Source organism: Phenylobacterium sp. GW821-FHT12F10 (assembly GCF_058806695.1).
On the sequence record NZ_JBXAPY010000001.1, the window covers coordinates 158,071 to 169,270 of the forward strand.

General features: G+C 69.7%; 9 protein-coding genes. 5 read left to right on the forward strand and 4 right to left on the reverse strand.

Annotation, left to right across the window (positions count from 1 at the left end):
* Position 1 precedes the first annotated feature (1 nt).
* Positions 2-2,353, forward strand: a complete 2,352-nt coding sequence (locus AC1RN5_RS00825) for a putative bifunctional diguanylate cyclase/phosphodiesterase (protein ID WP_493039397.1) — start codon at positions 2-4, stop codon at positions 2,351-2,353.
* Between the two features lie 11 nt (positions 2,354-2,364).
* Complete coding sequence (locus AC1RN5_RS00830; protein ID WP_493039398.1) at positions 2,365-3,606, forward strand: hypothetical protein; 1,242 nt, start codon at positions 2,365-2,367, stop codon at positions 3,604-3,606.
* Here the strand turns inward: AC1RN5_RS00830 and AC1RN5_RS00835 are convergent.
* Positions 3,603-4,250, reverse strand: a complete 648-nt coding sequence (locus AC1RN5_RS00835; protein WP_493039399.1) for a methylamine utilization protein — start codon at positions 4,248-4,250, stop codon at positions 3,603-3,605. The genes AC1RN5_RS00830 and AC1RN5_RS00835 overlap by 4 nt on opposite strands.
* A 104-nt stretch (positions 4,251-4,354) precedes the next feature.
* Here AC1RN5_RS00835 and AC1RN5_RS00840 point away from each other — a divergent pair, with 104 nt between their 5' ends.
* Both AC1RN5_RS00840 and AC1RN5_RS00845 read left to right on the forward strand, forming a co-directional pair.
* A complete protein-coding gene (locus tag AC1RN5_RS00840; protein WP_493039400.1) occupies positions 4,355-5,233 on the forward strand; it encodes a DUF3034 family protein in 879 nt (292 codons plus the stop codon).
* Positions 5,233-5,709 (forward strand): group I truncated hemoglobin, encoded by a 477-nt coding sequence (locus AC1RN5_RS00845; protein ID WP_493039401.1) that lies wholly within the window; start codon positions 5,233-5,235, stop codon positions 5,707-5,709. Before AC1RN5_RS00840 ends, AC1RN5_RS00845 begins: the two co-directional genes overlap by 1 nt.
* Before the next feature lie 284 nt (positions 5,710-5,993).
* Here the strand turns inward: AC1RN5_RS00845 and AC1RN5_RS00850 are convergent, their stop codons facing one another.
* Together AC1RN5_RS00850 and AC1RN5_RS00855 are read right to left on the reverse strand one after the other, a co-directional pair.
* Positions 5,994-8,234 carry a TonB-dependent receptor gene (locus AC1RN5_RS00850; protein WP_493039402.1) on the reverse strand — a complete coding sequence of 747 codons (2,241 nt, stop codon included), beginning with the start codon at positions 8,232-8,234 and terminating at the stop codon, positions 5,994-5,996.
* A gap of 156 nt (positions 8,235-8,390) precedes the next feature.
* Positions 8,391-9,269, reverse strand: a complete 879-nt coding sequence (locus tag AC1RN5_RS00855; RefSeq protein ID WP_493039403.1) for an alpha/beta fold hydrolase — start codon at positions 9,267-9,269, stop codon at positions 8,391-8,393.
* 171 nt (positions 9,270-9,440) lie between these two features.
* Here AC1RN5_RS00855 and AC1RN5_RS00860 point away from each other — a divergent pair, with 171 nt between their 5' ends.
* Positions 9,441-10,118 carry a TetR/AcrR family transcriptional regulator gene (locus tag AC1RN5_RS00860; RefSeq protein WP_421933067.1) on the forward strand — a complete coding sequence of 226 codons (678 nt, stop codon included), beginning with the start codon at positions 9,441-9,443 and terminating at the stop codon, positions 10,116-10,118.
* Here AC1RN5_RS00860 and AC1RN5_RS00865 read toward each other — a convergent pair.
* Entirely contained in the window at positions 10,115-11,200 is a 1,086-nt protein-coding gene (locus tag AC1RN5_RS00865) for an Rv3169 family protein (RefSeq protein WP_493039404.1), read from the reverse strand. The two genes, AC1RN5_RS00860 and AC1RN5_RS00865, sit on opposite strands and share 4 nt — an antisense overlap.

Sequence of the window (11,200 nt, forward strand, 5' to 3'; positions counted from 1 at the left end):
GGTGGAGGTTCTGCTCGGCCGCCTGTCGCGGTTCAAATATCTGCGCACCAAGCTGACCCTGCTCTATGCGGCGCTGTTCGGCGTGACCCTGATCCTGATCTCGGCGGCGGTGTTCTCGGCCATCTCCGGCGCCGCCCAGCGCCAGGTGCGCGGCGAACTGACCGCCTCGGGCACGGTCTTCGACCGCGTCTGGTCCCTGCGCTCGGAACAGCTGCGCCAGGGCGCGGCCCTGCTCAGCCGCGACTTCGGCTTCCGCGAGGCGGTGGCCACCCGCGACCAGGCCACCATCGTCTCGGCCATGGAGAACCTGCGCGCCCGGATGCGGGTCGACCTGGCCTTCATCGTCGGCGTCGACGGTCAGGTGACCGCCGCCGACACCAGCCGCCTGACCCCGCGGGCCGACGACCTGACCGCGGCCCTCTACGAGTCCGAGGCGCCCGCCGGGGTCTTCGTCCTGGACGGGGTTCCCTATCAGATGATCGCCGCCCCGGTGATGTCCCCGGACCTGATCGGCTGGGTGGTGTTCGCCGCCCGCCTTGACCAGACCGAGATGTCGGCCCTGGAGCGGCTGGCCGCCATTCCGCTGGACGCCAGCGTGGCCCACCGGACCCGGGACGGCTGGGTCTCCAGCGAGGCGACCGGCCGGGGCGACCTGGCCAGGCTGGGCGCCTTCATCGAGACGGCGACCGCCGCCCGGATCACCGCGCCGCGCACCCTGCAGACCTCCTCGGGGGAGGCCATCGCCCTGGTGAAGCCCCTGCCGTCCCTCACCGGCCACGAGGCGGTGGACCTGGTGCTGAGCTATCCCCTGTCGCGCGCCTTCGGGCCCTACCAGCCGCTGCTGGCGGTGATCGCCGGGGCCAGCCTGCTGGGCCTGCTGCTGGTGATCTATGGCAGCTGGACCCTGGCCAAGAGCGTCACCCGACCGATCTCCGCCCTGGACGAGGGGGCCCGGCGCCTGCAGCGGGGCGAGGACGCCCAGGTGCCGGTGGACAGCCACGACGAGATCGGCCGCCTGGCCGAGAGCTTCAACATCATGGCCACCGAGATCCGCGAACGGGAGCGGCGGATCACCCACCTGGCCCATCATGACGCCGAGACCGGCCTGCCCAACCGCCTGGCCCTGGAAGAGGCTCTGGACCTGCTCCGCGCCCCCGGGGACGACGGACTGTTCGTCGCCGTCCTGGGGATCGACCGCTTCGCCCATGTCCGCGGCGCCATCGGCTACGCCCCCGCCGCCCAGGTGATCCGGGAGGTCGGCGAGCGCCTGGCCGGGCTGCAACCCCGCGGCGCGGTGGCCCGGCTCTCCACCGACGTCCTGGCCCTGGCCTTCGAGGCCGACAGCCTGGACGCGGCCGAGGCCCTGATGCTGCACCTGCTGGACGACCTGGAGCAGCCCCTGCATGTCGGCGGCGACGCCATCGACGTGGCCCTGACCGTCGGCCTGTCGGCCGTGGCGGCCGGCGATGGCCCCGGGGCGGCGATCGAGCGGGCCAATATCGGCTTCGACCAGGCCCGCGCCGCCCGGCGCAAGATCGCCGCCTTCGACGCCGAGGCCTATGGCGACCCGTCCTCCAACCTGGCCCTGATGAGCGGCATGCTCTGGGCGATCCGGTCGGGCCAGATCGAGCTCTATCACCAGCCCAAGTTCGACCTGCGGTCGCGCCGGGTGAACGCCGTGGAGGGCCTGGTCCGCTGGCGCCACCCGACCCGGGGCCTGCTGCGGCCCGACCTCTTCATCCCCATGGCCGAGGAGACCGGCCACATCCGCACCCTGACCGACTGGGTGCTGAAACAGGCCATCGAGGACCAGGCCATGCTCGCCAAGCAGGGCCACGAGATCGAAATGTCGATCAACATCTCCGGCCGCCTGCTGGGGGACCGGGACTTCGCCGACCTGGTGGACCGCCTGGCGCCCGGCGCGGTGGGCCAGCTCTGTTTCGAGATCACCGAGACGGCGGTCATCGACAATCCGGGCCTGGCCCTGGAGCTCCTCGACCGCTTCCGGCAGGCCGGGGTCTCGATCTCCATCGACGACTTCGGCACGGGCCTGTCGTCCCTGGCCTATCTCAAGCAGATCCGCGGCCAGGAGCTGAAGATCGACCGCTCCCTGATCATGGACGTCACCGAGAGCCAGAGGGACGCCCTGATCGTGCGCTCCACCATCGACCTGGCCCACAGCCTGGGCCTGAAGGTCACCGCCGAGGGGGTGGAGAAGCCCGACGCCTTCCAGCTGCTGGCGGCCATGGGCTGCGATGCGATCCAGGGCTACCTCATCGCCAAGCCCCAACCCTTGAACGAACTGCTGATCTTCCTGCGGGGGGATGAGCTGTCCAAACGCGGCTTCGGCTGACGGAGGGCCCCGTGGGACAGACCATCTGGCGGGCGGGCCTGGGCGTGCTGCTCCTGGCGCTTGGCGGCGGGACCGCCCGGGCGCAGGTGAGCCTCTTCGGGCCCGAGACCCTGCACGGGATCGTCGACCTGCGGCTGTCGGCGGCCGACGGCGAGACCAGCTGGCTCGACGGCGGGACGGGCAAGACCATCGCTTCGGGGGGCGGGGACGGGCTGTTCCTGGCCAATGCGGCCCTGGAGTGGAAGCCGCGCTTCAGCTTCGCCCTCAGCGGCGTCGTCACCGCCGAACTGCAGCCGCGGCTCGATCCGAAGGTCGATCTCGGCGAGGCCTATCTGACGTTCCGCGGGCCTCCGAGCCGCCTGGGGCGGATCTCGGCCCGCGCCGGGCTGTTCTACCCGCCGGTGTCCCAGGAGCATGACGGGGAGGCCTGGACCGACCCCGACATGCTGACGGCCTCGGCCATCAACAGCTGGATCGGCGAGGAGGTGAAGGTGGGCGGCCTGGAGGCCACGGCCGAGCACAGGTTCGGCGACCATCAGGTCTCGGCCACCCTGGGGGTCTTCGGCTGGAACGACACCTCGGGCACCCTGCTGAGCTTCCGCGGCTGGGCCCTGCATGGGGTGAAGACCGGCGCCAGGACCGAGTTCGAGCTGCCGCCCCTCTCCGGCTACATGAAGGCCAGGCAGGCCCCCGACACCTATCCGGTGCTGGAGCTGGACAACCGCGCCGGCTTCTACGGCCGGCTGGAATGGCGGCCGCCGGCCCCGGTGGTGCTGAACGCCACCTATTACGACAACGCCGGGGACCGCACCTCGGTGTCCGAAAAGCAGTGGGCCTGGGAGACGCGGTTCCTGAACCTGGGCGCCCAGGTGGCCCTGGACGACCGCACCCGTCTGCTGGCCCAGGTGATGTCCGGGGAGACCCTGATGGGTTACCGCGCCCCGGGCGGCCACTGGATCGACATGGGCTTCCACGCCGCCTACCTGATGGCCAGCCGGGACTATGGCGAGAACCGCCTCTCGGCCCGGGTCGACTGGTTCGAGACCAACGATCGGACCCTGCGGGCGCTCGACAACAACGACGAGACCGGCTGGGCCCTGGCCGCCGACTGGCGCCATCCCCTGTCCGCGCGCGCCGCCCTGCTGCTGGAGGCCCTGCATGTGAGCAGCGACCGTCCGGGGCGGGCCTATGGCGGGGTCGCGCCCAAACAGGACCAGACCGTCCTTCAGTCGGCCCTGCGGCTGACCTTCTAGTGGATCATGCCCATCGCCCCCGGCGCGGGGCGGAGGTCGACGCTGACCGTCTCGCGGCCCCCGGCGGCGGGGATGGCGATGGTCTTCACCACCTGGTTCCTGGCCGCCTTCAGATAGGGCTGCCAGACGGTCAGGGCCGCGGCGCCGGCCGGGGCGTCGCGGATCACGACCACGCCGTCGGCGCCGGTCTTGCCGGCGAAGGCGGTGTCCACCACCACCACATAGGCGATCATCTGGTCGTGAATGTTGCAGCCCAGGGGCACGACGCCGGCCTTGTCGAACACCACGCTTCGGCTCTCGTCGCGGCCATAGAGCTTCAGCTCGAATTTCTTGATGGGCGAGAAGGAATAGACGTGGTGGCGGACATTGTCCTTGTTGGGAAAGCTCACCTGGCTGCCCACCGGGACCACCAGGACGAAGGGGTTGAAGCTGATGTTCTGCTGGGCCACCGAATAGGGCCAGGCGAACTTGATGGGGACCCCGGCCGGGGCGCCGCCGGCGGGCTTCAGGGTGACGACGGCGTCGCGAACCGGCTGTCCGGCGGCGTTGCGCACCAGGATGCTGAGGTCGCCGGCCAGGGCCTGGGAGGCCAGGGCCAGGACGAAGATCGGCGACAGGATCAGGGCTTTCATGGGCGCCAGCATCGGCCCCTCCCGTCGCCTTGAGGTTAAGATCGGGGCCCCGACAGAACTTTCCATCAACAAGTATCGGGCATGGTCCCGCCCTTGGACACGGCGGGGGATGAGGCATGACGGTTCGGGCAGGCGCGCTGGGGCTCGCCCTGGGTCTGGCGCTGGCGGGGAGCGCGGCGCGGGCGCAGGACATGGCGGCCAGCGGCAAGCTGCTGCTGACGGGCGGGGTCACCACCGTGGAGGGCGCCGGCGGCGGCGGCCTGGCCTCCTGGGCCACGATCACCGGCTATGAGACCGTCGACGAGTGGGGCGCCAACGCCCACGCCACCCTGGTCCAGCTGCCCGACTACCAGCTCCGCGCGGCCGGGGTCGCGGTGGGCTTCCACGACCGCTTCGAGGTCTCCTACACGCGCCAGGCCTTCGACACCGGCGACACGGGCGCCAAGCTGGGCCTCGGTCAGGGCTTCACCTTCAACCAGGATATCGTGGGCGCGAAGCTGCGGGTGCTGGGGGACGCGGTCTACGCCCAGGACAGCTGGGTCCCGCAGGTCGCCGTCGGCGTCCAGTGGAAGAGGAACGACAAGGGCGCGATCATCAAGGCGATCGGCGGCCAGGACGACACCGGCGTCGACTACTATGTGGCCGCCACCAAGGTGCTGCTGAACCGGAGCCTGGTGCTGGACGGCACGTTGCGGGCCACCAAGGCCAACCAGACCGGCCTGCTGGGCTTCGGCGGCGGCAAGAACGACGACTACCAGCTGCAGTTCGAGGGTTCGGCCGGAGTCCTGGTCTCCAAGCGCCTGCTGATCGGGGCGGAGTACCGCTCCAAGCCCGACAACCTGACGGGGCTGAAGGAGGACGACTGGGTCGACCTCTTCGCCGCCTACGCGTTCAACAAGCACCTCTCGGTCACCGCGGCCTATGCCGACCTGGGGACCATCGCCACCTTCAAGGACCAGCGCGGTCTCTATCTCTCCATCCAGGCAGGCTTCTGATGTCCCGCACCCTGATCCTCGCCGCCGCCCTCGCCATGGCCGCTCCGGCCTTCGCGGAGGAAAAGCCGGTCGATCCCTATGTCCAGTCCAACGCCAACGCCGGAGCGGCGCCCTTCACCGGCGCGCAGATGCTGGCGGCCTTCCACGGCGTCGAAGGGGTGGCGCGCATCGTCGACGGCGCCCTGGACCGCGGCGTCGCCGATCCGAAGCTGGAGGAGATCTTCCACGCCACCGACATGGAGCGCCTGCGCCGCACCCTGAAGGAGCAGATCGCCTATCTGCTGGGGGCGCCGGCCGACTATACGGGCCGCGACATGAAGACCACCCACAAGGACCAGGGGATCAACACCGCCGAGTTCAACCGGCTGGTGGAGCACCTGCAGCTGGCCATGGACCGCGAGGGCGTCGCCTACCGCGCCCAGAACCAGCTGCTGGCCAAGCTCGCCCCCATGAAGCGGGATGTCGTCACGCGGTAGGCAATTCAACGTCATCCCGGACGGCCGACAGGCCGATCCGGGACCCAGGGGCCCCGCGCGCCGCCCCTGGGTCCCGGCTCTCCGCTTCGCTGCGGCCGGGATGACGGTCGGGGCGACATGAAAAAGGCCCGGGGGTGACCCGGGCCTTTTCCGTTTCGGGGCGAAGGGCGCCTAGACCCTGACCGTTTCAGATGCACGCATCTGAAACGGCGAGAAGGGTCTAGATTCAAAAAGTTAGAGCGCGTCGGGCGGCGGAACCGGTACCCACTTCCGCCTGACGTGCTCTAGTACTTCAGGGTCACCGTGGCCATCCAGGTGCGCGGCGCGCCGAAATAGGCCGTGCGGATGCCGCCCACCGAGGAGAACTCCTGGGCGTCGGTCTTGTAGACCTCGTCGGCGAGGTTCTTGCCGTAGATGCCGGCCGACAGGTTCCGCTCCGAGTTCTCCCAGACGATCTGCGCGTCATAGAGCCAGTAGCTCGGCTGGAACATGCCGGGGAAACGGGCCCGGGTGGTCAGGTTGGCGTTGTCGATGGCGAGCGCCATCTCCGAGCGGTAGCGCGCCTGGGCGCCGACGCTGACGAAGCCGGTGTCGCCGAGATCCCACTCGTAGCGGCCGGCCAGGCGGGCCGTCCATTCCGGCGAGAAGGCCGGGGTCTGCCAGGAGCGGTCGAGGGTCACGAAACCGGTGGCCGGCGGGGTGGCGGCGCGCTGCTCGGCGAACTCGCCGTATTCGGCGTGCAGATAGCCCACCTCGGCGTTCAGGCTGAGACCGGCGATCGGGTTGGCCGCCAGTTCCAGTTCGGCCCCGTAGATCTTCAGCTGGCCGGCGTTCAGCACCGCGAAGTCGATGGCCGGGATCGGCTGGCTGGGGGAGACCACCGAGCGGCCGACGCGGGCCTGGAAGTCCTGATAGTCGTTGTAGAAGACCGTGAAGTTGGCCCGGGCGCGCTTGTCGAACAGCTCGGCCTTCACGCCGGCCTCGTAGGAGACCGCGGTTTCCGGAGCATAGGGCTGCTCTTCGCCGGGGCTGTTGGCGCGGCCGTTGAAGCCGCCCGACTTGAAGCCCTTGGAGACGCGTCCGTAGAAGAACAGGTCGTTGGTGGCCTGATAGTCGAGGCTGACCATCGGCGAGACATCGTCCCAGGACTTCTTGGCCTTGAAGGCGAAGGTGCCGTTGAGGGCGCCGAGGTTCGAGAAGGTCGAGGTGGTGCGGGCGTAGTCCTTCTCTTCGTCGGTGTAGCGGACGCCGGCCGAGAGCCGCAGCTTCTCGGTGAGGGCGTAGCTGGCGTTGGCGTAGGCCGCCCAGCTGGTGGTGGTGAGGTCGTCGTCCACCGTCCGCAGGAAGGTGAAGGGGGTCAGATAGGCGTTGGCGAAGGCCGCCTGGTGGGACTTCACGTTCTCACGCAGGTAGTAGACGCCACCCACGACCTGCCAGGGGCCCTGGTTGTAGGCCAGCTGCAGCTCCTCGCTCACCTGGTCCTGGTCGACCGCCACCAGGGCGTCGGTGACCTGCAGGGCGGTGGCGTCGAAGTCGATATAGTCGTCGTTGTCGAGGTTGCGGTAGGCGGTGATCGACTTCAGCGACAGGCTGTCGGTGAGGTCGTAGCCGACGGTGACCGCCGCGCCCCAGTGCTCGAACCGGGTCTCGTTGGGCAGGCCCGGCGTGGTGGTGGTCTTGAAGTTGTATTCCGGAATGGCCAGCGGCACCGGGTAGAGCACGGCGCCGAAGGCCGAGGTCAGGGTGTTCTGGGCCTGGCCGACGGTGAGGCCGGACTTGTCCTTGGTGTAGTCGATCGAGGCGTTGACGTGGAACTGGTCGTTCGGGGTCCAGGCCAGGGCGGCGCGGGCGGCGAAGGTGTTCTTGTCGTTGTACTCCTGGCCGTTCACCGGATCGGTGACGTAGCCGCCACGGGCCGAGCCCATGGCCGCGAAGCCGAGGGCCAGGGTGTCGCTGACCGGGCCCGACAGGGCGATCTTGGCCTCGAACAGGTCGTAGTTGCCGACGCTGACCGAGCTCTGCGAGCGGACGGTCTGGTCGGGCTGGCGGGAGACCAGCTTCAGGGCGCCGCCGATGGTGTTCTTGCCGTACAGCGTGCCCTGCGGGCCGCGCAGGACCTCGACGCGGGCCAGGTCCAGCAGGTCGAACTGGGTGCCGCGGATTCGGCTGTAATAGACGTCGTCCACATAGACGCCGACCGCCGGGTCGAAGGTCTGCAGGGCGTCGGGCTGACCGACGCCGCGGATGTAGATGTTGGTGGCGTTGGAGGAGGCGCGGCCCTGAACCAGGTTCAGGTTCGGCACGGCGCCCTGCAGGTCGGTGATGGCCGTGGCGCCCTGGCGAGCCAGGGTCTCGCTGGAGAAGGCCGAGATGGCGACCGGGGTGGTCTGCAGGTTTTCCTCGACGCGGCGGGCGGTGACCACCAGCTCCTCGACGGTCGGCTGCGCCGATTGCGCAAAGGCTTGGCCGGCGAGAACGCCCCAGGCCGCGCCCGCGGCGAGCGCGAGCTTCCAATTGGAATTCATGATGTCCCTCCCATGGCGCCCGGTCGCAGGCGCCTCATTGAGCGCGACCGTGACCTTGACCTAGGGGAGCGTCAATTATTCATTCATCGTAGAGTGAATTTCCAAACACGACTCTGGGCGACCGATGCAAGGCGGCCACAGGGGCTTCCCTTAACGTCAGGGGGCCGAGGCCAGGAAGGCGTCGATGGCGGCGAGCGCCTGGGGCTCCTCCAGGGTCGGGGCGTGGCCGACGCCGGGGATGTCGACGCGGGCCATGTGGGGCGCGGTGAGCCCCATGCGGTTGGCGATGGCGGCGTCCAGGATGTCGGACAGCTCACCCCGCACCAGCAGCAGGGGCCGTCCCGCGGCCATGGCCGCGAAGAAGGGCCAGAGGTCCGGCGCGGGGGCCGCGGGGGCGGCGGTGGGGGCGACCTTGAACACCTGGGAGATGGCCGGGTCGTAGTCGAGGGCCAGGCCGCCCTGGGCCTCGCGGAACACCCGGCGGGCGAAGCGGTCCCAGTCGGCGTCGGTGAGATGGGGCAGGGCCTGGCCGTTGACGGCCTTGGCGTAGGCGGCCGCCTCGGCCCAGGTGGCCACCTGCGGCGTCCCGCCGACATAGGCCGAGATCCGGGCCAGGCCGGCCGCCCCGACCTCGGGCCCCACGTCGTTCAGCACCACGCCGGCGATCAGGTCCGGGCGCAGGGCGCAGAGGGTCAGGGTGATCAGGCCGCCCATGGAGGTGCCGATGAAGTGGGCGCGGGCGATCCCGCTCTGCTCCAGCAGGGCCGCCACGTCGCCGGCATAGACGGCGGGGTTGTAGTTCAAGGGGTTCGGATCCCAGGCCGAACGTCCGCGACCGCGCACGTCCAGGGCCAGGACCCGCCGGCCCTGGGCGGCGATGCGGGGCGCCAGGACCTCGAAGTCGCGGCTGTTGCGGGTCAGGCCGTGCAGGCAGATCACCGGGGCGCGGGCGGGCCCGGAGGCCGGCGCGAAGTCCCGGGCGAACAGGGTCAGACCGTCGGCGCTGGTCCAGGTTCTCTCGGCGGCCTCGATCATGCTGCGCTCCTCCTCAAGCGCCCGAGGACACGCCGCCCGCCGGCGCAAGTCAATCATTCAACAGTGAATGAACGTTGACATGCGAGCCGGAACCGGCAGGTTTCCCGTTCATCTTTGAGGACTGGGCGCGCCGCGCCATACTCAGGGTTCCAACCTCGGGGAAGGGATTCCATGCCGACCGCGCTGAAGACCAAGGCCGCCGGCAAGACCCGCGCCCAGAAGAGCTTCGAGACCAGCGAACGGATCCTCGACGTCGCCGAGGCCGAGTTCTCCCGCCACGGCTTCGACGGGGTCACCCTGCGGGCGGTGGCCAAGAAGGCCAAGGTCGACACCGCCCTGCTCCACTACTACTTCGATTCCAAGAAGGGCCTGTTCGACGCCGTCTTCCTGCGCCGCGCCGAGGTGCTGAACAAGGACCGCATGGAGGCCATGGACCGCTACGAGGCCGAGGCCGGCGACAACATCACCGTCGAGGGGGCGGTGGCGGCCTTCCTCAACCCGGTGCTGGAGCGCTGCGCCAACGCCGGCCCCGAATGGCGCGCCTATTTCGCCCTCATCGGGGTGGTGAACAACACCCCGGTCTGGGGCGGCGAGACCATGACCCGCTACTTCGACCCGGTCATCCACCGCCTGATCCGGGTGGTCCGCCGGGCCCTGCCCTATGCGCGGGAGGAGGACCTGTTCTGGTCCTACCACATGCTGTCGGGCAGCCTGACCCTGACCCTGGCCGAGACCGGCCGCATCGACACCCTGTCGGGGGGCCTCTGCCGCTCGGCGGACATCGCCGCCGTCACCCCGCGGATGATCGCCTACGCGGCCGCGGGGTTCCGGGCGGTCTGCAAGAGCTAGCTGAGACCGTAGGGCCGGTAGGGGCCGGCGATCAGCTGCTCGAAGACGCCCATGCCCCTGATGGGCTCCTCGCCAGGCGTGGAGAAGGTGACGCGGCTGAGCGCCTGGATGTGCCAGTTCTCGGGGCTGGCCATGCTTACCTTTCCCAAATCGATGTCCTCGCGGGCCACCACCAGGTCGCCCTTGTAGCCGCCGTGCCGCCACTCCGGATGGCCGTAGCCGATACCCCGCATCAGGAAGGTCAGGAAGGGCTCGAACTTCACCGACGCCGAGCCTTGCGCCAGCGGGATGTTCAAGGTCCCGCCCTGGGCGTGGCGGGTGCCGGGGATCATGGCCACGTCGTCGATCTTGGCGTGCTCGCTGTGATAGCCGCCGCCCTCGCCGGCGCCGTCGGGCAGGATCACCGCCCGGGTGTTCCAGGGCGTGCCGTCGGAGTCGGCGTTGACGTGGAAGAAGACGCTGCGGTCGGCGAAGTTCAGCGGCGTCCACTGCCAGAAGAAGCCGGTGATGGTCTGGGGCACGGCCGGCTGCGGGTCCGGCGCGCCGATGGGCCGGATACCCCAGGAGCGGTCGCGGGTGCCGACGCTGCCGGCCGCCAGGGTGACGCGCTTGCCGTCCACCTCGATCCAGCCGCTGCAGCGCACGTTCTGGGTCAGGCGGGTATAGTCCATGAAGGCGCGCGGCCCGTTGCGGCGGGTGAAGCGCGGCTCCTCGATGGGGAAGGTGCGGCCCTCGAAGGTCAGTTCCGCGGAGATGCCCTCCGACGCCGCCACCGTCACCTTCAGCTTCTGCAGGGGCTCCAGCACCTCGATGGTGATGGGGCCGCAGGAGAGCTCCATCCGCTCGCTGTTCAGCACGCGGCTGACGTGGAGGCAGTGCTCCACCCCGTCGCGGACCACGGCGAAGTGGGCGTCGGCGATGTTGAGGTTGGGATAGACCCCGAAGGCGACGGCGAAGAACTCGGTCCCGTCCGGCTGGTAGCCGTTGAAGAAGTAGCGGTCGTAGAAGTTCCGGTCGGTGCCCGAATAGGCGATGGGATCCGGGGTCTGGTGGATCGGGAAATCGTCGGCCTGGGTGAGCAT

What these genes read in the sequence shown, in the direction of transcription:
- AC1RN5_RS00835 (WP_493039399.1), bottom strand. Translation starts at nt 4,250, where the DNA reads ATGCTGGCGCCCATGAAAGCCCTGATCCTGTCGCCGATCTTCGTCCTG.
- AC1RN5_RS00840 (WP_493039400.1), top strand. Translation starts at nt 4,355, where the DNA reads ATGACGGTTCGGGCAGGCGCGCTGGGGCTCGCCCTGGGTCTGGCGCTG.
- AC1RN5_RS00845 (WP_493039401.1), top strand. Translation starts at nt 5,233, where the DNA reads ATGTCCCGCACCCTGATCCTCGCCGCCGCCCTCGCCATGGCCGCTCCG.
- AC1RN5_RS00850 (WP_493039402.1), bottom strand. Translation starts at nt 8,234, where the DNA reads ATGAATTCCAATTGGAAGCTCGCGCTCGCCGCGGGCGCGGCCTGGGGC.
- AC1RN5_RS00855 (WP_493039403.1), bottom strand. Translation starts at nt 9,269, where the DNA reads ATGATCGAGGCCGCCGAGAGAACCTGGACCAGCGCCGACGGTCTGACC.
- AC1RN5_RS00860 (WP_421933067.1), top strand. Translation starts at nt 9,441, where the DNA reads ATGCCGACCGCGCTGAAGACCAAGGCCGCCGGCAAGACCCGCGCCCAG.
- AC1RN5_RS00865 (WP_493039404.1), bottom strand. Translation starts at nt 11,200, where the DNA reads ATGCTCACCCAGGCCGACGATTTCCCGATCCACCAGACCCCGGATCCC.